Origin of the sequence: Paenibacillus sp. KACC 21273 (assembly GCF_028736095.1) — a bacterium.
Classification (GTDB): domain Bacteria; phylum Bacillota; class Bacilli; order Paenibacillales; family Paenibacillaceae; genus Saccharibacillus; species Saccharibacillus kyungheensis.
In genome coordinates this window covers 3160550-3185540 of sequence record NZ_CP117876.1, presented here as the reverse complement: position 1 = coordinate 3185540, position 24991 = coordinate 3160550, and the positions used below count along the sequence as shown (strand labels likewise).

Genomic DNA, 24991 nt, shown 5'->3' with positions numbered 1-24991 from the left:
TAGAAATATAGAGGAAATACGATATACAAGGCATTAGGAGGAGAGAAATGAAAACACTACGCAAAAATTGGCCGTTTCATGTCATGCTACTACCATCTATGATTTTCTTACTTATTTTCAGTTATGTACCGATGGCTGGAATCGTGATGGCTTTTCAAGATTACAAACCATGGTTAGGATTTACAGGTTCAGAATGGGTAGGGCTTGCTAATTTCCGTTATTTATTTGAACGACAAGATAGTATACAGGTAATCTGGAATACATTGGTTATTGCAGTGTTGAAATTAATTTTTAATTTATTTGTACCCTTTATTTTTGCTATTTTGTTAAATGAAATTCGTCGTGTGAAATTGCAACGTACGATCCAGACATTAGTATACTTACCGCATTTTCTTTCATGGGTTATTTTGGGTGGTATTTTAATCGATTTGCTGGCAACCGATGGATTTGCTAACCGTATTTTAAGCACATTCGGCGTACAACCGATCTTCTTTCTCGGGGATAATGACTGGTTCCGGTTCACAGTCATTGCATCTGATGTATGGAAGGAATTTGGATACAATACGATCATCTTCTTGGCAACTTTAGCAGGTATCAATCCTTCTCTTTATGAAGCAGCAGAGATGGATGGAGCGACTCGCTTGAAACAAACATTGTACGTAACGATCCCTTCAATGATTCCAATGGTAGCCGTAGTAGGTACGCTGGCACTTGGTAATGTATTGAACGCTGGATTCGATCAGATATTTAACTTATACAACCCGCTTGTATATGCGAAAGGCGATATTATCGACACCTTCGTCTATCGTACAGCGATTTTGAATGGTGAAATGGGCTTTGGTACAGCGATCGGATTATTCAAATCAGTCATTAGTATGATTCTCATTCTCCTGTCTTACCGTTTGGCGTACAAATGGGCGAACTACCGTATATTCTAAAGGTGATTTGGTAACCTTCGTACAACATCAACGGATCATTTAAAAAGCGAAACGTAAAGGAAAGAGGGAGAATATGTATTTCAAAACTAAAGGATATCGCGTGTTTAATGTATTTAATACTATTTTGCTTATCCTATTATCAATTATGTGTATCATACCTTTAGTACATGTATTGGCGATTTCACTCAGTTCCAAAGCAGCAGCCGATGCTAATCTAGTAGCACTATGGCCGATTCAATTTTCATTAGAAGCATACAAAAAGACCATGTTTAACCCGGTATTTTTACATTCGATCTGGATATCAGTATTGCGTACTGTGATCGGTACAGCGATCACATTATGTCTAACTTTTTTAGCCGCATATCCATTGTCCAAAGACAATTCGGTCTTTAAAGGACGCAATATTTACTCTTGGATTTTTGTATTCAGCATGGTATTTACAGGTGGATTAGTGCCATTTTATATCGTTATTCAGAAATTAGGCTTAATCGATTCATTCTGGGTATTGGTATTGCCTGGCGCTGTAAATACATTCCTTGTTATTCTAATGCTTAACTTTTTCCGCGGAATTCCTAAAGAACTGGAAGAAGCCGCATTTATCGATGGAGCAGGGCCATTCCGTACCCTGTTTACGATTTACTTGCCGATCTCATTACCATCAATCGCAACGATCACTTTATTCAGCATGGTATTCCATTGGAACTCATGGTTTGATGGATTGCTATACTTAAACAATGCTAGCCAATTCCCGTTAGCAACATTCTTACAAACGGTTATTATTCAACAAGATATGAGTTCAATGAGTTCCAGCCCGAAAGAAATGGAATTGATCTCTCAAACAACTGTCAAAGCCGCCCAAATCTTTATCGGCGCAGCACCCATCCTAATCGTCTATCCTTTCCTACAAAAATTCTTTGTTAAAGGTATGACTCTAGGTTCTGTCAAAGAATAGTATCATTAATTATTACTGCTAAATAATGACATAGTATTAATAATGTATTTATCAACAATTATCATATTTTAAAATATTTCAAAACAAATCAAGCACTTATGTGTATTAAGAGTACACATCTTGTATAACGATATTTAACATCTATGTTGTAACTAAAAAAGCCTATAAAAAGTGTAAGAGTATGAAAGTAGCACCAATCTCAAAATCCCTACCCCTGCTACCCAGTCTACAAGGGCGTACTTTATCTTGTAAAAAGTTGCACCCCTAGCAGAGCGCAGGGAACAAAATCAATTCTAAAGGAAGCCTTTAAGGTTGGATATCGACTGCTTAGCAGTCCAATCAAGATATCCAATCTTACCAGCGACCGACAGAATGATTTTGTTCCCGGAGCGGTCTAACATCAAGCAAATATGTAACCATTAAAGGAGCCAATCATGACCACTATTGAACCAACCTGGAACCATATGCTTCATGGAGCCGATTATAATCCTGAGCAATGGCAACACCGTCCTGATATTTTAGAAGAAGATATTCGCTTAATGAAATTAGCCAAATGTAACGTGATGTCTGTAGGTATTTTCTCTTGGGTGGCATTAGAGCCTGAAGAAGGTGTCTATAACTTTGAATGGCTAGATCGTATATTAGATAACTTTGCAGCGAACGGTATCTCAGCATTATTAGCTACCCCAAGTGGAGCACGCCCGGCGTGGATGTCTGCGAAATACCCTGAAGTGTTACGTGTAGAAGCAAATCGTGTGCGTAATCTGCATGGTTTCCGTCATAATCATTGTTTTACTTCTCCGGTCTATCGCGAAAAGGTAGAAACGATGAACAGCAAATTAGCAGAACGTTATGGGGAGCATCCAGCAGTAATCGGCTGGCATATTTCCAATGAATACGGCGGGGAATGTCATTGTAATTACTGTCAGGATGCATTCCGCACTTGGGTACAGAACAAATACAATACACTGGATAATCTCAATGAAGCATGGTGGACGAACTTCTGGAGCCATACCTACACCGATTGGTCTCAAGTGGAATCACCTGCACCACACGGGGAGACACAAGTACATGGTATGAATCTGGATTGGCGTCGTTTTGTGACTGATCAGACCGTAGACTTTTGCCGTCATGAAATAGAGCCTTTGCGTAAAATCAATCGTTTGTTGCCTGTAACGACTAACTTTATGTTTACCGGTAATTTCGATGGATTGAACTACTGGAAATTTGCTGATCTATTAGATGTATTGTCATGGGATAGCTATCCAACATGGCATGATCAAGCAGGAGACACTGTACAAGGAGCAAGTATTGCCTTTATGCATGATATTGTTCGCTCTATTAAACAAAAACCTTTCCTATTGATGGAAAGTACTCCAAGCTTAACGAACTGGCAAGATGTCAGTAAAAATAAACGTCCGAATATGCATATGCTATCTTCATTACAAGCAGTTGCACATGGATCAGATTCTGTACAGTATTTCCAATGGCGCAAAAGTCGTGGTTCAAGCGAAAAGTTCCACGGCGCTGTTGTTGACCATGTAGGGCATGAGCATACACGCGTATTTCAAGATGTACAGGATGTAGGGCAAGCGTTATCCAGTATGCAAGATATCGTAGGCAGTCATGTGAATGCAGAAGTTGCTGTTATCTATGATTGGGAAAATAGCTGGGCGATCAAAGACAGTCAAGGGCCTCGTAATATCGGCATGAAATACGATCAGACTGTACTTGACTGCTACCGTCCTTTCTGGGAGCGAGGGATTCCTGTCGATGTGATTGATATGGATCAAGATTTATCTAAATACAAAATCGTAGTAGCTCCTATGTTGTATCTTGTACGCGATGGCGTAGGCGAGCGCATAGAGAAATTTGTAGAAGCAGGCGGAACACTCGTAAGTACGTATTGGTCTGGTATCGTAAATGAGACAGATTTATGCTTTTTAGGTGGATTCCCGGGGCCTCTACGCAAAGTACTGGGCATCTGGTCAGAAGAAATCGACGGATTACATGACCATGAGCGCAATCAATTGAAAATGTCAGATAATAATACATTACAATTCCAAGGGACGTATGAAGTGAAAGAACTTTGCGATTTGATCCATTTGGAAAATGCAAAAGTATTAGCTGTGTACGGAGACGACTTTTATGCAGATCGTCCAGCACTGACAGTGAATGAATTTGGTCAAGGCGAAGCTTATTATATTGCAGCTCGCACAGAGTATTCTTTCTTAAATGAGTTGATCGGAAAATTAACCGAACGTCAAGAAATCAAGCGTACATTAGCAGTCGATTTACCTGAAGGAGTGACTGCTCACTCACGTACAAACGACAAAGATGAATTTCTGTTTATTCAGAATTACACATCAACTTCGCAACAGATTTCTTTGGATCAACAAACCTATTATGACATGTTAGCAGAGGCATACAATACTGGAATATCCAGTAAATTAGAGGTTCCAGCTTATGGAATTCGTGTTCTCAAAAGAAGCATTTAAATCCTAAAAGTAAGGAAGGAATGGAGTACTCGTTCCTTCCTTATTTTTATATACTTTTCAATTTTAATCTTTATTTTGATATATATCTGCTGTAAAAATCACCTTCAGATAAATTATATGTCGAAACAATTAAAATAACATTGAATATTGTTGTACTTTCATATATATTGAAATCTGAAAGAAACGTATATAACGATAGAGAGAAAGTTAAACCGTTTACATTTATTACTTATTATTCAAATTATCAAGAGGGGGAGAGACATGCCGACCATACATGATGTCGCCAAACATGCTGGCGTCACTCCAACAACAGTATCCCGGGTATTAAATAACAGGGGCTATATCAGTGATAAGACTCGTAAAAAAGTGTACTCTTCGATGGAAGAGTTGAACTACCAACCGAATGAAATTGCACGTTCACTCAAAAATAAGCAATCAAATATTATTGGGTTGATTGTGCCGGATGTATCACATCCTTTTTTTGCTTCATTTGCTAGTCATATTGAGTATTTTGCGTATGAAAAAGGAATGAAGGTATTGTTATGTAACTCGCATCTTGATCCGGTCAAAGAAAAAGAATATATCGATATGATGCGTGGTAATCGAGTCGATGGCATTATTATGAGTAGCCATACACTGGAAATAGAACAGTATCAAAATGTGCAAAGCCCTATTGTTACATTTGATCGTCAAATAGGCGATATTCCTTTTATTTCTTCGGATAACTATATGGGAGGCAAGCTGGCAACCGAATTGCTGATTAGTAAAGGCTGCCGTAAGATTGCTCATATTTGTGGAAATTTACAGTTGAATCTACTTGCGAATGAGCGAAGTAAAGCTTTTTTGGATGTAGTCAATGTACATAATGTTGATCATGTTGTCATTGAAACAGATATGAATGTTTTCCATACACGAGAATATCAGCAATTAATCCGCGAACTGTTATTGGATAATCCAGATCTGGATGGCGTGTTTGCAACAAGTGATATTATCGCAGCGTATGTGATCAAAGAATGTATGGAAATGGGCATCCATGTACCTGACCAAATTAAAGTCGTTGGTTATGATGATGTCAGTGTTGCTCCCTGGATTACGCCTTCACTTACAACGATTCGTCAGCCGATTGAAGAGATAGGAAAGTTGTCGATCGCATTATTGAGCCAACAAATTAATAATGAAGACTATATCATCAAAAATCAGCTAGATGTTACTTTGATTGAAAGAGCTTCCACGATGTAGTGTGGAGGTTTTTTATAAAAGGTATGTTAACCGATTGATAGGCATTATTGGGTAATTGCTACCTGCATATGACACCTTGTCACTTTGCCAGTATTTTATATAGAATACACAGGCTGTAATGTGTATGATTGACTTCAACAAATATAATGATTTAGCGTTTCAATATGTGGTACATTTTGAAAGTATGAGCAATCATAAAACACTTTTCTTATTCGAGCGAAGAAGGGGAAGATTACAGATGAGCTACAGTATTGAGCGGGCTAATGTATTTATTGCTGAATCCAAGCATTTATTAGTAGATCAATATCGTTTACATTATCATTTTATGGGCGAGTTTGGTTGGATTAATGATCCCAACGGCTTTATTCAATACAAAGGTGAATATCATTTATTTTATCAATATCATCCGTATCAACCAGTATGGGGACCGATGCACTGGGGACATGCTGTAAGTAAAGATTTAGTAGAGTGGAGACATCTACCGGTTGCTTTGGCACCGGATCAAGAATACGATCGTGACGGATGTTTTTCAGGAAGTGCGATAGAACATAACGAAGATCTGTATCTATTATATACAGGGCATATCATGACAGGGCCTGATATCACCAAAGACTATTATCAAGTTCAGAATATAGCTGTATCCAAAGATGGGGTTCTTTTTGAAAAAGATGCTCATAATCCGGTGATCAATACCGATCAGATTCCAGCACATACCAGTCAAAAAGATTTCCGCGATCCTAAAGTATTTGTGCGGGATGGACAATTTTATATGGTACTTGGTTCTAATGACGATCAAGGCAAAGGGTTGATTTTGCTATATCGTTCTGCTGATCTGCACACATGGGAATATGTAAATGTCATGGCGCAAAGTGATGGTACATTGGGCGATAACTGGGAATGCCCTGACGTATTCGACTTGGATGGGGTAGATGTATTGATGATGTCTCCGCAACGGATGGCTCCTCAAGGCAATAATTATCATAATTTACATTCCACAGTCTATATGGTGGGTAAGCTAAATACAGATACAGGTATTTTTAATTATAATCAGTATGTTCCGATCGATTACGGTTTTGACTTTTATGCTTGTCAGACTACATTAGACGAACAGGGTAGACGTATTATGATCGGTTGGATGGATAGCTGGGAAGCTGTTATGCCTACACAGAACGGGCATCATTGGGCAGGGGCTATGACATTACCACGTGAAGTGATTCGTGATGGCGAACGATTGTTATTCCGTCCTGTAGCAGAATTAGAGCAATATCGCTTAGATGGATTACATGCAGACTCATTTGAAGTGCAAGGACAACAAGTATTAGATTACAGAGGCGAAAGTTACGAGATGGAACTGACCGTCGATGTTACCAAAACCGAACAATTTGCAATTCATTTACGTACAGGTGAAGCAGAAACAATAGTACTTAGCTATTCACCACGCGAGCAATTGTTCCGCTTCAACCGCGATCAATCCGGTATTGGCCCGGGCGGTGAACGTATCACTTCACTACCCACACCAGAAGGCAAACTACATGTACGCATTTTTGTAGATACATCTTCTATAGAAATCTTTTTACAAGATGGCGAAAAAGTTATGACCGGACGCATTTATCCACAACAAGAATCACAAGGCATTGCGTTATATTCCAATGGCATTACTCAAGTAGAATCTCTACACATCTGGAATCTAGCCCGTCCTGAACTGGTAATAGATAAATGATGTAAAAAAAGAGCTATTCCTAACTGTGTAACAGCAGTAGAATAGCTCTTTTACCTTATATTTACATAAATTTTACACACATTTTGTCTACCCATTAATGATTTTACTTTTTAAATCATTCTATTCATATTAGACTCAATCTCATCTTAAAAACAATTTACAAACATCCTAATAAAATAATAAAACAAATAATGAAAACCATATTTCATGCCATTTCCAAAATAACAATCTTAACGCTTGAAAACTTATCCATAAAAATGAAATCCATAATCCTATAAACCAACTACCTACTACGTAACCCAAAAATCACACCAAAAAGCCACTCCCACCACATTCATCTTTTCTCTTTGGTGTGCTCTAATCCAAATCTACCTTACCGCACAAGCGAAAGGGAAAGTATAGTCCTGAAAGAGCGAAGCGCTCGCCTTTGAAGAAAAATGCCGACTGCCTAGCAGTCATTCCATGCATTCTTCTTCAACAGCGACGACAAGGACAATACTGCCCCTGAAGCGATTTCCCTTTTCAGCACCAACTCAAGCTTTTAGTTCAAAAACGCATCTAAAGCAATAGTCACTTTCCCTTTAGAATCAAAAGCACCTTTGGTATAAGCATACCATGTACCATAAGACTGAGGTTCCCAATAGAATACGCCTAATCCTTTACCACCGGATACCGAACGTGTTTTGTTCAAAATATCAGTCAAAAATGCTTTGGAGGTTGTAGGATCACTGGCATCCATCCCAACTTCACAGACCATCACTTCTTTGCCATAACGAGCCACCATATCATTCATATTGGTTAGCGTTTGTTGTGTTAACGTCTGCCAGTTGTTTTTATCAGGATACAATGACATACCGATTACATCGTATTTAGCACCATTTGCTTTGAGTCCGTCAAACATCCAACGGTATAACGAATTATCATATCCATTAGATAAATGAACGATAACTTTGGTGCTACTATTTACCGCTTTGGTTGCATCATAACCGGAATTAATCAACCATGCGAAGTTTTTCATATTTGCTGAAGCGCGTCCTTCTTCCCATAACATACCATTGTTCGTTTCATTACCCACTTGCACCCATTCAGGTGTAACGCCTTGAGCTTTGAGAGCGGTCAATACATCATACGTATGGTCATAGACAGCTTTCATCAATCCATTAAAATCTTTATTTGCCCAGTCTTTCGGTTTGGTCTGATTCGCAGGATCTGCCCATACATCGCTATAATGGAAATCGATCATAATACGGAATCCCATTTTTTTAGCACGAACGGCTTGTTTGATGACATCTGCTTTATTAGAAAAGTTTTTAGCTGGATTTACCCATACACGTAGACGAATCGAGTTCATCCCATGATCTTTTAAAATTTGTAGCGCATCTTGTTTGACACCTGCGTCATTATAAAAAGCCCAGTTGTACGATTCCATCTCTGATAACCAGCCTACATCTGCACCTTTGGCAAAAGTCGCTGCATGTACTGTAGGTGTAAGCGGAGCGACACTATAACTTAACCCTGTAAGAATAGAGAGACTAAGTACAACCCCGGATATACGTTTCATGATTTTACCAGACCACTTGAACATAAATAACCTCCTAGAATTTTATTGTATGCGTTTACATTAAATCTTAAAAAATAATTCCTTTTAGCAAGGAACATCACTTATTGTAGCTTGACTATCCTGCTAAGGTAACCTATAAAAACTCAATATTTTAGCACTTTTGACAATAAAGATTCGTAAATAACATTTTCCATACTTAGGTATACAAAATAATGATTGTTGCTATATCAAGATAGCTCTTACACAATATGTTAAAAACTACAGACTGGTGATTTACAATGTAGAAAATACCCTTTATGATATAACTGTTATTACATAGTAAAGATTACGTATAACAAACTTAATTTTGCTTACAAAGTTGCTGTTTATATAAACGATTTTTCTTTTTAAAAGGAGTTGCATACGTAATTGGCGAAATAAATAACAAGAATGTTATAAAAATGTTTCAATCGCTTAAAGGTTATGTCTGAACTTACCGATAAATAAGGTATTCAGTATTTCCTTTTGACCACACAATCGGGCTTCTTGACATGCAGTTGTATCACAATAATGACTGGGACATCGCATCATACATAATGTGAACCAGGGAATGGTAGGGATAATATGAAAAAAACAGGTTTGTGGATGCTAACGTTAATAATGATCTTCATGATAGTATTGCCTGCTACAGGACATGCTGCAATTACAGAAAGCACGCATATTAATTTAGATGGACAAGAGCTAGCTTTACCAGCAAGTGGACAAGTAGAGACTGTTAATGGCACAGTGATGGTACCGTTACGTGTGATCGTTGAACAATTGGGCTACAAAGTAGGCTGGTCGAACCGTACACAAACAGCAACAATCAAGCAAGGCAAAACAACATTACAATTAGCAGCAGGAAGTCATACCGCTACCGTCGATGACAAGGCGATTGATTTGCCAGAAGCGCCTTTATTGCAAAATGGAACCACACTTGTACCGCTTCGATTTATTAGTGAAAATACAGGCACAACTGTGAAATGGGACAATACAGCCAAAACGGTGTATTTGACTACTCCTAAAAAAGTAGTTACTCCTGCAAAAGGTAACCCTACAGACACAACTACGACAGCAGATACGGCTGATCAATCTGCTTTGCAAGCTATTAGCTTTAGTGATAGTCGCTTAACAGTTACATTAAATGGAACAGCATCGCCTAAATATAGTGCTTTGACTAATCCTAATCGGATCGTTCTTGATTTGCCGAAAACAGCTTTTTCTGAATCCTTTTTAAATGGTAAAGTGATGAACCTGGGCAATGTAGGCAAAGTAGATGTCACAGGTGATCCAGATGTAGCAGGTATTCGGTATTCTCTATTTAGCAACGAACCTTCTACAGTGCGTGTAGTAATGGATCTTAACAATGCACAGAAATATAAAGTCATTAACAATAACAAAGGTGTAGTTATTGTAGAGTTAGATGGAGCAGTTAAGCCATCTTCTACGATTACGAATGGAAATGGTACAGCCAATAATGGAAATACACAAGTCTCCAGTAATCCAAATACATCAACAGACCCAGTAGTAGTAACCAATCCAGATGGTTCAACATCTACTGATCCGAATAGTGATTCTACGGCTACACCAACCGATACACCTTCCAAAGCTGTACCGGTGACACCAAGTTCTGGCCCTGGTAAAGATGGCAAAAAATTAGTTGTTATTGATGCCGGTCATGGTGGCAAAGATTCAGGAGCAATTAGCATTACAGGCAAATATGAGAAAAACTTTACTTTACCTGTAGTGCTCAAGATTCAAGCGTTATTGGAACAAGAGCCTGATATTGATTTTGTATTAACACGTAGTGATGATAGCTATCCTACATTGCCGGATCGAGTAAAAGTGGCTAATGATCTGAATGCAGATGTATTTGTATCTATTCATGGAAATAGTACAACTTCTGCTGTTTCTCCAAGCGGTACAGAAATGTATTATAGCCGCTCAAGTAGCTTAACCCTTGCACAGATTGTGCATAAGCATGTAGTAGCTGCGCTTGGATTATCAGATCGTGGTATTCATCAGAAGAGCCTTCATGTGACAAGAGAAACAACAATGCCTGCTATATTGATCGAAGCTGGATATTTAAGCAATCCGACAGATGAAGCTTTGATGTATACCGATGCTTTTCAAGAACAATTGGCAGAAGCAGTGGTGGCTGGAATTAAAGAATATTTAGGTGTCTTGTAAGCAGGTTATACGATTTCATTGAAACTTTAATGTTTCATTTTAAAGAGTGTGTGGTAATGAACCACGGTAAACTAATGACGAACTTGTCATTTTTAGTGGTTCATACATAACTCTACATATCAGACAGAAGGCAACAGCATTTTCAAGGAGGGCATCTATGAAACGAAATCTCATCACTCTGGTAACAGCAGCTGTGTTACTGACTTCTACGCCTCAAATGATGGAAGCAGCAACAACGCCTGTACCTGTGGGTAAAGTAAATCTACCTGTCAACTTCCGTTCAGGTCCTACACCGGATAGTACAGTATATGGCACACTTCAACCGGGCACTAATATTAAGATTCTGCGCGAAGTTAACAGTTATTGGCTACGGGTAAAAGTAGGAGTCAAAACAGGCTATGTATCGGCAAGCTATATCAATTACACGCCAAAGCCAAAAGAATCTAATCCGGTGAGTACATCACCAGCATCGAATACAGTATCCAGTCAAGAACAGTCTTCCAAATTGCAGACTGCTAAAGATACACCGTCAACGCCAACGATTACTCAAGCAAGTGCGCCTGCTCCGGCACCTACAAGCACACCGGTAACACCTATACCACGTACAAATGATCCTGGTACAGGTATTGTAGAACGCGGAGTGAACTTTCGAGCAGAGCCTACAACAGGAAGTGATGTGTTACGAGTATTACCTGTTGGTGAGACATTCAAAGCGTTAGAGCAACCTAGTGTATCTTGGATCAAAATTAAAGACAGTACTGGAACAGTAGGGTATGTATCTACAGATTATGTTTCCTATACATTACCTGCATCGGCTACACCTGTTTTGACAAGTCTACCTGTAGATGCTATTCCAGAAGTGGATGATACTCCGTTTCAACCACCTGTGACGGTTACACCGCCACCTACACTTGCAACAGGTTCACCATTAGATGAAGCTACAGCGGATCTTATTTTAGGTAGTGCATTAGCATTACAAGGTATTACACATTATGGATATGGTAAAAATGAAGCACCTACGTTATTCGATTGTTCTTCATTTACACGATATGTATTTGGACAAGCAGGAATTGATCTTGCCTGGGGCACACAATACCAGAAAAATGTAGGTATTGAAGTTGAACGTGGACAATGGCAAAAAGGGGACTTGCTCTTTTTCTCAGGTGGCGACCCGAATGTGATTTCTCATGTAGGCATATACGCTGGCGATAATAAGCTAGTTCATAATAGTGTGAGTTTGGACGGAATTGCTATTTCTAATCTTGATCTAGATTATTGGGTGAAGCATTATGTAACAGCCCGTCGTGTTTTACAATAAATAACATTGATGTTAAAGCTCTGGTAACTATAAAAGCAAACCGTTATTTTCTTTACAAAGTGTAGAGAAAGGAACGGTTTGCTTTTTTTATAAAACTATTGTAAGCGTTATCAGAAGTGTGTATACTACACATCATATAAAGGATTGTTACTGCGTGTAGCAGGCAAAACCTAATTTAGCTATAGAAGGACACATTACTGTGTATTTCTAGCGCCGAATTAGGTTTTTTTATGTCTATTTTTATTAGACAGTGCTTATTCGTACACTTTTCTTTGTATATTCACTTGATGCAATGGCTTGCGGTACATAATGAAGGAGGTATTCAAATGAAGATGAACAAAAAAGGAACATGGTTGTGGTTGCTCGTATTAATGTGTATATTATCTAGCAACGGTACTGCTGAAGCAGCCGTTCAATCTAACCAAACAAAGAGTGATACGATGAACTATAAATATCAAAATGATGTAACACAACCAACAAACGCCGGTATATTCACAGGGTTACAGACAGGTAACAACAATACATTAGTATGGTCAGGTATTCCTTATGCACAAGCTCCTGTAGGAGATTTGCGTTGGAAAGCACCTCAACCTCTATCATCATCTGCGAGTGAACAGTATAGCGCACGTCAGGCAGGCAATATCTGTACTCAATTAGCAGATGGCAAAGCCGTAGGCGAGGAAGACTGTCTATATCTTAATGTCTATCGTCCACATACGACAGCTACTGATCTGCCTGTACTTGTATTTTTGCATGGAGGAGGTAATGTGACAGGTAGCTCTGCGGCTTTGGAAGCCGAATCATTGGCTACCAGTACACAATCGGTTGTGGTTACTGTTAATTATCGCTTAGGATTATTAGGATGGCTTAACAATACTGCAATCAAAAGTGGTAATCCGCTAGAGGATTCAGGCAATTTTGCGCTGTTAGATCAGATTGCAGCACTCAAATGGGTACAGCAACAGATAAGTAGTTTTGGTGGTGATCCAGACAATGTTACACTGGGCGGTCAATCTGCGGGCGCTCGTGATGTGTTGGCATTGGTCATTTCACCGCTTGCCAAAGGGCTGTTCGCTAAGGTAATGCCTTTAAGTGGTGGTATGACTACAGCTACGCCGGCGGAAGGACAAGCGTATTCGGATAGCAAATTAGCCGCAGTACTAGTTCAAGCAGGCAAAGCCAGTACAACAGCAGAAGCTATGACCTATCTTCAAAAAACGGATGCGCAAACATTACAGCAAACATTACGTTCATTAGATAGCAAACAGTTGGTGCAAGCAGTCGGTAGCGTGATGATTCGAATGTCTGAATTTCCGCATTTATTTGCAGATGGTCATGTATTACCGAAAAATGGATTTGATGTCGTGCAGACCGGACAATACAATCGTGTTCCAATGTTAATTGGTAGTATGAAAAATGAATTCAATGTATTTGCTGCCTATGATCCAGAATTTAGTAAGCAATTCACTTCAAATTCATGGACACCAGCAAAAGAAAAGCAGTTCTGGCAAGCTACCCAGTATGGAAGTCAATTATATTCTGCTTTTAATGCAGATCAAGTAGCAGATAGATTTACAAAAGATACTCAAGCATTACCGATCTATGTGTATCGTTTTGCATGGGGTACAGAAGTGAAAGGCCTGCAAGCACCAGCTAAATATTTAGCCGCTACACATGGAGTAGACATGGACTTTTTGAGTGGTCATTTTGCTGATAGTAATTACGGGCTACTATTCAAAAATCAATTTTATAAAGACGATAATGAAGCTGGAAGAATACAATTGATGCATCGTTATCGCCAATATATTCGTCAGTTTTTACATGATCAATCGATGCAAGTAAGCGATACACCGGCTTGGACATCGTGGCAACAATCGCGTACATTATTGCAATTTGATGCTACCAATACCAAAGCGATATTAAAGACTATCCAGCCAGCACCGACTTCAGCTAAAATGATGGCGACTATTCAATCATCGTTATCGAATACTGCGAAGTCTGTGGTATGGGATAACGTATTAAAAGGTAGATTCTTTATGGATGCTCAATATTAAAAAAATACATTTTTTTGGTAAAAGTACTGGATAAGTGAGTGATTTTCACGTATTCAGTACTTTTTATTCTAAATTTATGATAGAAATTCGTTTGAATAATCATATACTTGTTTAAATTTAGCTATAATTATATGATAGATACAACTGATGGTTGAACTTGATAACAATATTTGGGAGGCACCATGAATATAGATCCTAAAATAGCAGCAGTCGATTGGGAATATGTGGTACAAAATTTAAAATCTTCGGTAACGATTGCTGATGCAAGAAGAAGTGATTTTCCGCTTGTTTTTGTAAATAGTCATTTTACCGAGTTAACTGGGTATACCAAAAATGAAGCGATCGGATACAATTGTCGTTTTCTACAGGGTGTAGATACTGATCCAGCAGCAGTTAAAAAGATTCGTGAAGCTCTAGCTAAGCAGGAATCTGCTGTGATCGAAATTTTGAATTATACCAAAGAGGGAACTCCTTTTTGGAATGAAATTAATTTAGATCCTATTTTTGACCGGAATGGTGAATGTCATTATTTTGTAGGGATTCAATTTGACATCACAGATCGCAAAACAGCGGAACAACAAGCCAAGCGTGCAGCAGAATTAGCAGAAGCAGCTAATCGCGCCAAAAGCCGTTTTATTGCAAATATGAGTCATGAGTTTCGGACACCATTGAACGGAATTATTGGAATGACTGAATTGATCTTATTAAGTGAGATCGATCAAGAACAACGTGATAATATGAAGATTGTCCAAAATAGTGCGGAAACGTTGTTGACGTTAATTAATGATGTACTTGATTTCTCCAAAATCGAAGCGGAAAAGATGAATCTTGAAAATATAGAATACAATATTCATGAATTGATGGATATTACGATCAAAGCGCATCGTCCGTTAGCATTGGAGAAAAAGATTGATCTATTATTGCACATTGGCAAACGTGTACCTAAAATCGTAGTCGGTGATCCACATCGATTAAAACAAGTGCTGAATAACTTGATCGGTAATGCAATTAAATTTACGAGTCAGGGTTCAGTGAAGATTTCTGTCGAAGGGCAGGAATTAATCGAAGATAAATTGATGCTTCATTTTAAAGTAAAAGATACAGGGATTGGTATTGCAGAAAAAGATATGCCCAAGCTGTTCAAAAGTTTCAGTCAGGTCGATGATTCACAGACACGTGAATTTGGCGGCACTGGTCTAGGGCTTGTCATCAGTCAGCAGATCGTTGAGTTAATGGGTGGACATATTACAGTAGATAGCGATGAAGGGATAGGTACTATTTTCCAATTCACAATTCCTCTGGCTTATGCTCATACATCAACAAGTGAAGGTGTAGATACAGAATATGCTCCTTCTCATAAGTCTATAGAACCACCTGTAGAAACAGAAGAGGAATCTAATGCTAGCGGACTGAAAGTACTTTTGGCAGATGATGACCGAATCAGTCGTCTAATTACGATGCGTATGTTAGAAAAGTTAGGTCATCGAGCAGAATGTGTCGAAAATGGTCTGGAAGCTGTGCGCACGTTAGAAAAAGATTCTGGTTATGATCTTGTACTAATGGATATTCAAATGCCTGTTATGGATGGACTTCAAGCTACAGACGAAATACGTAACTCTGGCAAAGTCAATCGCAATGATATTCCGATTATTGCTTTGACAGCTCATGCGTTCAAAGACGACCAAAAGCAAATTATGGCTTCCGGTATGAATGGTGCATTATCTAAGCCATTGCCTATCCAAAAGCTTGCAGAAATCATTGATTCTGTGAAGCAAGAGCAACAGAAATAAAAGAATACCGTCTATAGATACAGCAAAATATAGCATGATAAAAAGCCGCCTTTGATATACAAGGGCGGCTTTTGGTCTATCACAAATGAAATAGATAAAATAGATATAGAACGTTAATCTTCGATCGTAGAGAGATCACCTGTAGGAAGCTCCAATTCCCATGCTTTCAGCACACGACGCATAATTTTACCACTGCGTGTTTTGGGAAGCTTGTCTTTAAATTCAATCTCACGCGGAGCAGCATGAGCAGACAATCCTTCTTTGACAAAGCGAGTGATCTCTTGCTTCAATTCTTCTGTAGCTGTATATCCTTCCCGAAGAGAGATAAACGCTTTGATCACTTCACCACGTACAGGATCAGGCTTACCGATAACACCTGCTTCAGCTACCGCAGGATGTTCTACCAATTTACTTTCTACTTCAAATGGACCTACACGCTCACCAGACGTATTGATGACATCATCAATTCGACCCTGGAACCAGAAGTATCCATCTTCATCCATATAAGCAGAATCTCCAGAAATATACCATCCTGGAATACGTGTATATTCTTCAAATTTGGCAGGATTGTTCCAAATTTTGTACATCATTGATGGCCACGGTGTTTTGATCGCTAGATTACCCATCCGTAGTGGAGGGAGCACATTACCCGCATCATCAATAATAGCAGCTTCTACGCCCGGAATCGGACGTCCCATAGAGCCAGGGCGAATATCCATGCGCGGATAGTTACAGATAAGCTGCGCGCCTGTCTCGGTCATCCACCATGTATCATGAATCCGTTGTCCGTAGACACGATATCCCCAGCGAATAACTTCAGGGTTTAGCGGTTCGCCTACACTGAGCACATGACGAAGCGAAGAGAGGTCATATTGCTCAACCACTTCATCGCCAGCTCCCATTAACATCCGAAAAGCTGTCGGAGCACTATACCATACCGTTACTTGATAGCGTCCGATCGTCTCATACCAATCTTGCGGGCTGAATCGCCCTCCACGCACAACATTGGTCACTCCATTTAACCAGGGAGCAAAAATACCATAAGACGTCCCTGTCACCCAACCAGGGTCAGCAGTACACCAATAAATATCATTCTCTTGAAGATCAAGTACAATTCTGCCGGTATATTCTTGTTGAATCATAGCTCTATGAACATGATATACACCTTTAGGCTTGCCTGTAGACCCAGAGGTATAGTGAAGGATTAGACCATCATCCAGATCTACCCATTCTATCTCTGCTTCTGTCGAAGCTTGTTGCATTTCTTTGGCAAAATCAATATATGGAGCTGTAATGTCTTGCTCATCTCCAACAAGAATGACATGTTGAAGTTCAGGTAATTCGTGACTAGGTACCCGTTCAACCAATTTGGGTGTAGTGATGATAGCTACAGCACCACTATCTGCCAGACGATCTTTCACAGCTGTTTCCATAAAGGCTTCAAATAATGGCCCAGCAATAGCACCAATTTTAATAATACCAAGCAATGTAAAATACAGTTCAGGAGTACGAGGCATAAAGATAAACACGCGATCTCCTTTGCCAATGCCTAGTTTGCGTAGCATGTTAGCAGCTCGATTCGATTGTTGACGCAATTGTTCAAAGGTATACGATTCGCTTCGTACAGGATCACTATAATGCAAAGCAATATGATCACGACGTTCTGAAGCAGCATGACGATCGATTGCCTCGTAAGCAAGATTGATATTGCCCGTTTCATGCCAGGAGAATCTTTTTTCTACATCTGCCCAGTCAAAAGAACGACTAGCTTCCTCATAATCCATCATATTGGCTTGTGTAGCTTCTACAGCAATGATTTCCACGTTATCTTTTCCCATAATGACCTCCATGATTATTGAGATACGATCTTGTGTTTCGATTACCATATATAGCGCTTACAAAAAACAATACTACGATTTCACAAATTGTTCAATTTTATATTTTCCTGTAGTATAGCATAGCGAAATATTATTTTTTTTACAATTGATTTTGCATCATAATCATGAAAAAAATCATGAATTTACATTTTAACTATAAATTATGACAACTTTGTAGTAATATATAACGAATGAAAATGATTCAAAGTGAATAATTAAACTGTTTTATAAAAACATAGTAATTCAAAACGAATAATCACACACTATAATCATCTTCTTTTTGATCTATATTTCTATGTCTAATATTACAGTTGAACAAAAAGTAAGGAGAGATGTCACACGCTATCATTGAGCATTTTAGGAATTGTTAATTGAAAAGGAGGTTATTAACGGAATGAATTCAAACGCGATCTCTACTAAAAAAACGATCAGCGAAGTAGGCTTGATTCGCGCGATCGCTTGTATGAGCGTTGTACTACTGCATTCGATTAAATTTACAACAGGGGAAAGTACAGAGGGTGCTATTCAGTTTGGACTATGGACGCTAGCTGGACTTCTTTCTTTTGGAACATCGACTTTTGTATTTATTTCAGCATTGGTTCTTGCTTATTCTTATCCTAATCAGTTACCGAAGCAATTTTATAGCAAACGTATCAAGTTTCTTTTGATTCCTTTTGCTTGTATGGCTGTATTTTATGCTGTGATGTCTGGTGTATTGAATGGATGGTCGATTCCTAAGTTAGTAGTCTACAATATGCTCGGAGCTTATCATGGCTGGTTTGTACTGGTTATTTTCCAATTTTACATTCTTCATCAATTGTTTAATAAGTATATCGCCCGTTTTGATCCGCGGTGGGTTCTAGCTATAGCTCTTATTATTAATGTAGCGTATCTTGCTTTCTTTAATCTGGTAGCACCGCCTAGTAGCAATCAGTATATTGCTTATATTTGGGATCGAGGATACTGGATGCCATTTACAGGTTGGGTATTTTATTTTGCTCTCGCTTATTATTGTGGTAAACATTATCAAACATTTATGCAATATATCGAAAAATACAAAGTCTGGATTTACGCAGCCTTGCCTGTATCGTTAGCCATCATTATTTATAACAATATGTATGCTAGCTTTGGATTTGGATCGAAGCGTATGGATATGATTTTGTTTACAGTTTTGTTAATTTTCGTATTGTTTTTAGCTTTTCGTAATGTAACCAAAATGCCGGCTTTATTATCAATTGTCAGTCAGTATTCATTCGGGATCTATTTATTGCATTGGTTCTATCTACAAATGATGGATATAGCGATCGAGATGTTTGCTGTATCGCTTGGCTATTTTGAGATTCCATTGTTGTTTGTAGGGGGATTGCTCTGCTCTTATGTGACTATTAATCTATTAAACCGGATTAAGATTGGTAAATATATTGTAGGTCGAGTCAATGTACCCAAATCTTCTGCTCCAGCTTCCAGCCGTAGCTTGGCTACTGAAAATTAAATTATAGCTTGATCTATAGAAATCAAAACCTTCTCGCATAATGAGAAGGTTTTTTGCTGATTTTTGCTGATCTACATAGCTACACATACATTTACCTTGAAAATCAGTATAATAGGAACATAAGGAAAGCGTTATCATAAAAGTAGACGATCTCATTTACAATATTGAATACTTCCATAAAGAAAGGAATCCCAGTATGGAGCATTTGAAAATTCCACAATCGGAAACACTTGTGTCTCCTCGGTGCACGTTACAACTAGAAGGGCCTGTATCACCGGCACATATTCGTACCAAAAAAATGCATCCTCAATTAGACGCCTTTCGTCGTCCAGCCGAACAATGGGAAGCATTGATCGAAATTGCTGAATTGGATGAAGGGCGCATTATTATGGCTTGTGATGGCGAGGTCATTGTCGGATATGTAACATTTCATTATGCAGATGAATATGAGCGCTGGTCGGAAGGCAATATGGAGGATCTGATCGAACTTGGAGCGGTTGAAGTAGCGAATGATTACCGTGGACTCGGTCTAGCCAAAAAGTTGATACAACTTTCTTTTCGCGAAGAACAACTTGATCGAATGATCGTATTTACGACAGAGTATTACTGGCATTGGGATCTTGAGAATACAGGGCTAAACGTCTGGGATTATCGCAAAATGATGGAGCAGTTAATGAAAAATGTCGATATGGTCTGGTTCGCAACCGATGATCCTGAAATCTGTTCTCATCCTGCGAATTGCTTGATGGTACGTGTAGGGAAATATGTACCACAATCTTCGGTCGAGGCATTTGATCGCCTTCGATTTCGGCAACGATTTATGTATTGAATTTCAATCATAGAAAGGAGAATTGATGTATGGATAAAGCAATATATGTATATCATCCTGATAGCTTGAAGTATGTATTTCATCAGAATCATCCATTTGACCAGCGTAGATTAACGCTTACTCGTGATCTACTACAACAAGTAAATGCTTTATCTGTAGATCAAATCTTTGTGCCTGGCGAATTGCCAGATTCTCATTTGTTACAACAAGTGCATATTCCTGAATATGTGGAAGCGGTCAAACAATTAAGTCTGGAGCATCCTTCTCAGCAGGCTATTGATCGTGCATTTCAATATGGTCTTCATCAAGGAGATACACCGTATTTTGCAGGGATGCACCAGAGTGCATTATCGATTGCTGCTGGCTCGGTGACTGCTGCCCAGATGGTGATGGAAGGTCAGACGACCCATGCTCTTCATCTAGGGGGTGGACTGCATCACGCTATGCCACAGAAAGGCGCTGGATTCTGTATCTATAATGATGCTGCACTTGCAATCGCTCATGTACGGGAAACGTATGGAGCTAAAGTGCTCTATATTGATACAGATGTGCATCATGGAGATGGTGTAGAAATGTGTTTTTACACTGATCCGAATGTTTTTACGTATTCGATTCATGAGACAGGTAAATATTTATTTCCCGGTACAGGACGGGTAGAAGAGCGCGGTGCAGGTGAAGGATTTGGTTACACTGTAAATCTACCTTTAGAACCGTATACCGAAGACGATTCATGGCTAGAGTGTTTTGAGACGACGTTGAATCAAGTGTTAGAACGCGCTAAGCCCGATCTTATTATTAGTCAACATGGATGTGATGCCCATGCGCTTGATCCGTTGTCTCATGTGCATTGTTCTATGCGTATCTATCAGGAGATGCCTCGTATGATCCATCAAGCTGCTCATCAGTGGTGTGAAGGACGGTGGGTAGCACTGGGAGGCGGCGGATACGATATATGGAGAGTAGTACCTAGAGCGTGGTCATTATTATGGCTTGAAATGAGCAATCATCCACTACTGCAACAGCTTCATACTGATCCGTTGTTACCGTTACCTCAAGACTGGTTAGATCATTGGCAAGCAGAAAGTCCGGTCTCTTTGCCGCAAACATGGTTAGATGATGTAAAGCGCTGGGAACCTATCCCAAGGCGAGAAGAGATCACCCAGTCTAATCGAGCGATCAGTGAAATAGCAGCAACTTATTTGAAATAAAGCAAAGGTTTATTTGCCAGTATCCAAGTGGATCAGAATTGGTATAAAATAAACATTATACCAGTCTGTAACAAAATCGTAATGACTCAAAAGGGGCGAAGTGAACATTTTCGGGTATATATATTTTGCCGGGAGATTGGCAGATGAACGATTTTCACATACAGAGCATAAAAGGGTAAGTTAATATAAGCGGTAAGCAGGGACAATAGCTACGTATGTAGAAATAGATACTATATTCAAGGAATGAGTTATATTCATCATTCATTACTATAGTATGGAATGGTCTGCCAATCCCGAAAGGAAGAGATATGTATGTGCTATATCCTGTCACCAGCAAATGTGTATCCGGATCGTTACTGGTTTAAGTACAATTTCAATGATTCACCGGATCATTTGAGCTTCAAAAAAGGCACACCTCAACGAGATTGGGCGAAGACGCCAAAGTTCCATTTGCAAGGAGATATCGATCTTAATCATTTAATGCATTTTGATTGGTTTATGAGCGATGGACCCGATCTGGTGGGACCTAGACTTGCTAGCGTTATCCGACAATATGCTGACAAAGATGTACAATTGGTCGATGCAGAAGTCACTGTTAACGGTGAACCGCTTAACGGGTTTCAAGTACTTAATATCTTGACTGTTATCAATTGCTTGGATGTAGAAGAATCGGTTCATGTTCCTTTACTTCCAGGAATTCATGGAAGCCCTGTTCATTATATCTCGGTTGCTTTTCAACCGGATGGACTCAAAGGTCATGGACTGGTGCGTTCGAATGAAGATATCAGTCTGATTGTAGCATCTTCTGAATTTGTAGAAGCTTGTCGGGTACAAAACATAGCAGGTATTGTTTTTAAGGAAAATCTCTAAGTGGTATTTTGAGCAACATATCCTGATGGACGGTCTCCTTCCTTTTATCGATAGCAATTATTGATAAAGTATTCATTGTATGGCATCGTCTCTCGGCGCTACATGTCTCTACAAATTATATGACAATCACATGAAGGGGGCTTTTCCATGAGTAAGAAAGAAGTAGTAGCTATGTTGCTTGCCGGAGGTCAAGGCAAAAGACTCAAAGGTTTAACAAGATTTCTGGCAAAGCCAGCCGTTTATTTTGGCGGTACTTATCGCATTATCGATTTTCCTCTTAGTAATTGCGCCAATTCACGTATTGATACAGTAGGTGTATTAACGCAATATGAACCCATGGTCCTTCATGCATACATAGGTGTTGGTAACGATTGGGATATGGATCGCAAAAATGGTGGAGTATTTGTATTGCCACCACATGAACGCGAAGAAGGCAGTAGCTGGTATCAAGGAACAGCGGATGCGATTTATCGCAATCTAAACTTCGTGGAAAGATTCGATCCTGAACATGTTCTCATTTTATCCGGTGACCATATTTACAAAATGGATTATGGCAAAATGCTGGATTACCATAAAGAAAAAGACGCAGACTGCACCATTTCTGTTGTTAATGTCACGCTGGAAGAAGCTAGCCGTTTCGGTATGCTGAATACAGATGATGATCTTAAAATTTACGAGTTCGATGAAAAGCCAGAACATCCAAAAAGTACACTTGCTTCTATGGGGATTTACTTGTTCAAATGGGATGTTCTAAAATCTTATCTGATTCAAGATGAGACGAACCCGACCTCTTCTTATGACTTTGGTAAAGATATTATTCCGTTATTGTTAGATGATGCCAAAACATTATACGCTTATCCATTTGAAGGATACTGGAGAGACGTTGGTACAATCCAAAGTCTATGGGAATCCAATATGGATATGTTATCTGAACATCCAGAATTGGACTTGAATGATCCGAACTGGCGTATCTTCACACGTAGCCCGAATCAGCCTGCTCAGTATATTGCGCCTGAAGCTAAAGTGAGTGATAGCATCATTAACGAAGGTTGTATTGTCCATGGTGAAATTAATCATTCGGTTCTATTCTTCGGTGTAGAAGTAGGCGAAGGTAGTGTGATTACTGATTCCGTTATTATGCCTAATGTGAAAATCGGCAAAAATGTTCGTATCCACCGCGCGATTATTGACGATGGTATGATATTGCCAGATGGTAAGCAAATTGGTGTAGATCGTGAAGATGAGAGCGAAATCTTACTAATAACGAATGAGTCATTATAATAAAGAGGACGGTGATGGGAATGAAGGGCTTCGTAGGAGTTATCAACCTGGATCATGAATTAGACCAACTAAATGAATTAACATATTTCCGTTGCGGTGCAGCCGTTCCATTTGGTGGACGCTATCGTTTAATCGATTTTGCTTTGTCAAATATGATGTATGCAGGTATGGAAGATATTGCTCTATTTGTTCGTCGTAAATATCGTTCGTTAATGGATCATTTGGGTGAAGGTAGACCGTGGGACTTGGATCGTAAACGGGGCGGACTCTTCATCTTGCCACCGGATTGGCATGATCCAACCGATACTTCACTTGGAGATCTGCAACATATTCATAATAATATGGATTATTTCCATCGCAGTTCTGGTGATATTGTCGTCAATAGCGGCACCCAACATGTGAACAAAGTAGATTTTAATGAAGTCTACAAATATCACAAAGAAAAAGGTGCAGATGTTACGGTTGTCTACAAAAAAGTAGCAGAGTTGGAGCCAGAACATGGACCTTGTCGTCGTGTAGAAGTAGATGAGAATGGCTATGTATCAGGTATTCATCATGAGCGCGATCATAACAATATTTATCTAGAAATCTTTATTATGGATAAAGCTCTGTATTTGGATCAAGTTCGTTACTCGATTGCTCATGGTAAGAGCTATTTCTTCCGTGATGTCATTCAACATAACCCGAACGGTCTCAAAATTGCCGCTTATGAATATACAGGCTACAATGCAGTGGTTAATTCAGTGGAAAGCTACTACAAAAATAGTCTAGCTTTACTTAACCCTGATAACTACATGAAGTTATTTCATGAGAAACCTGTGCAAACGAAGATTAAATACGAAGCACCGACCAAGTATCTGGAAAGTGCTAAAGTGACTAATTCTTTGCTAGCGAATGGATGTATTATTGGAGGAGAAGTGGAAAACAGTATTTTATTCCGCGGTGTCAAAGTCGAAAAAGGCGCACGTGTTGTCAATTCAGTTATTTTGCAGAAATGTACGATTGAAGCAGGCGCTGTATTGGAAAATGTGATCTTGGATAAAGATGTTCATATTTCAGGAGATCGTACATTGATCGGTGATGTGAAAAAACCATATGTTACAGCGAAGAGCACTTCCGTCTAAATGTAGATCAGAATTAGAATAGAGGAGGAACG

General features: G+C 39.1%; 17 protein-coding genes. 15 read left to right on the top strand and 2 right to left on the bottom strand.

Features of this window, described 5'->3' with window-relative positions; genetic code table 11:
* Positions 1–47: 47 nt before the first annotated feature.
* From PQ460_RS13825 to PQ460_RS13805, 5 genes are all read left to right on the top strand, one after another.
* On the top strand, positions 48–938 hold the full coding sequence (locus PQ460_RS13825) for an ABC transporter permease (RefSeq protein WP_274170170.1): 891 nt from the start codon (positions 48–50) through the stop codon (positions 936–938).
* Between the two features lie 73 nt (positions 939–1011).
* Positions 1012–1890 (top strand): carbohydrate ABC transporter permease, encoded by an 879-nt coding sequence (locus tag PQ460_RS13820; protein ID WP_204824358.1) that lies wholly within the window; start codon positions 1012–1014, stop codon positions 1888–1890.
* Between the two features lie 434 nt (positions 1891–2324).
* Positions 2325–4388, top strand: a complete 2064-nt coding sequence (locus tag PQ460_RS13815; RefSeq protein WP_274170169.1) for a beta-galactosidase — start codon at positions 2325–2327, stop codon at positions 4386–4388.
* A gap of 261 nt (positions 4389–4649) precedes the next feature.
* On the top strand, positions 4650–5627 hold the full coding sequence (locus PQ460_RS13810) for a LacI family DNA-binding transcriptional regulator (protein WP_274170168.1): 978 nt from the start codon (positions 4650–4652) through the stop codon (positions 5625–5627).
* Between the two features lie 238 nt (positions 5628–5865).
* Positions 5866–7347 (top strand): glycoside hydrolase family 32 protein, encoded by a 1482-nt coding sequence (locus PQ460_RS13805; protein WP_274170167.1) that lies wholly within the window; start codon positions 5866–5868, stop codon positions 7345–7347.
* A gap of 541 nt (positions 7348–7888) precedes the next feature.
* On the opposite strand, the gene PQ460_RS13800 is transcribed toward PQ460_RS13805, so the two are convergent.
* Positions 7889–8932 carry a glycoside hydrolase family 53 protein gene (locus PQ460_RS13800; protein WP_274170166.1) on the bottom strand — a complete coding sequence of 348 codons (1044 nt, stop codon included), beginning with the start codon at positions 8930–8932 and terminating at the stop codon, positions 7889–7891.
* Positions 8933–9511: 579 nt separating this feature from the next.
* On the opposite strand from PQ460_RS13800, the gene PQ460_RS13795 reads away from it, so the two are divergent.
* The 4 genes from PQ460_RS13795 to PQ460_RS13780 all read left to right on the top strand — a co-directional run bounded on the left by PQ460_RS13795 (position 9512) and on the right by PQ460_RS13780 (position 16278).
* Positions 9512–11116 (top strand): N-acetylmuramoyl-L-alanine amidase family protein, encoded by a 1605-nt coding sequence (locus tag PQ460_RS13795; protein WP_274170165.1) that lies wholly within the window; start codon positions 9512–9514, stop codon positions 11114–11116.
* A gap of 157 nt (positions 11117–11273) precedes the next feature.
* Entirely contained in the window at positions 11274–12434 is a 1161-nt protein-coding gene (locus PQ460_RS13790; protein ID WP_274170164.1) for a C40 family peptidase, read from the top strand.
* Between the two features lie 326 nt (positions 12435–12760).
* On the top strand, positions 12761–14488 hold the full coding sequence (locus PQ460_RS13785) for a carboxylesterase family protein (RefSeq protein ID WP_274170163.1): 1728 nt from the start codon (positions 12761–12763) through the stop codon (positions 14486–14488).
* Between the two features lie 182 nt (positions 14489–14670).
* On the top strand, positions 14671–16278 hold the full coding sequence (locus PQ460_RS13780) for an ATP-binding protein (RefSeq protein ID WP_274170162.1): 1608 nt from the start codon (positions 14671–14673) through the stop codon (positions 16276–16278).
* A gap of 113 nt (positions 16279–16391) precedes the next feature.
* Here PQ460_RS13780 and acsA read toward each other — a convergent pair whose 3' ends face one another.
* Complete coding sequence (gene acsA, locus PQ460_RS13775) at positions 16392–18116, bottom strand: acetate--CoA ligase (RefSeq protein ID WP_274170161.1); 1725 nt, start codon at positions 18114–18116, stop codon at positions 16392–16394.
* Between the two features lie 433 nt (positions 18117–18549).
* Here acsA and PQ460_RS13770 point away from each other — a divergent pair, with 433 nt between their 5' ends.
* The 6 genes from PQ460_RS13770 to glgD all read left to right on the top strand — a co-directional run bounded on the left by PQ460_RS13770 (position 18550) and on the right by glgD (position 24959).
* Positions 18550–19647, top strand: coding sequence for an acyltransferase family protein (locus tag PQ460_RS13770; RefSeq protein WP_274170160.1), 1098 nt, complete (start codon positions 18550–18552; stop codon positions 19645–19647).
* 196 nt (positions 19648–19843) lie between these two features.
* The gene (locus PQ460_RS13765; protein ID WP_274170159.1) at positions 19844–20476 is read left to right on the top strand and encodes a GNAT family N-acetyltransferase; all 633 of its coding nucleotides are present in this window, start codon (positions 19844–19846) and stop codon (positions 20474–20476) included.
* Positions 20477–20505: 29 nt separating this feature from the next.
* Positions 20506–21684 carry an acetoin utilization protein AcuC gene (locus PQ460_RS13760; RefSeq protein WP_273615979.1) on the top strand — a complete coding sequence of 393 codons (1179 nt, stop codon included), beginning with the start codon at positions 20506–20508 and terminating at the stop codon, positions 21682–21684.
* A gap of 312 nt (positions 21685–21996) precedes the next feature.
* On the top strand, positions 21997–22554 hold the full coding sequence (locus PQ460_RS13755) for an imm11 family protein (protein ID WP_273615980.1): 558 nt from the start codon (positions 21997–21999) through the stop codon (positions 22552–22554).
* 147 nt (positions 22555–22701) lie between these two features.
* Complete coding sequence (locus PQ460_RS13750) at positions 22702–23835, top strand: glucose-1-phosphate adenylyltransferase (protein ID WP_273615981.1); 1134 nt, start codon at positions 22702–22704, stop codon at positions 23833–23835.
* Between the two features lie 20 nt (positions 23836–23855).
* Complete coding sequence (gene glgD, locus PQ460_RS13745) at positions 23856–24959, top strand: glucose-1-phosphate adenylyltransferase subunit GlgD (protein ID WP_274172940.1); 1104 nt, start codon at positions 23856–23858, stop codon at positions 24957–24959.
* The last annotated feature ends 32 nt before the right edge of the window (positions 24960–24991 follow it).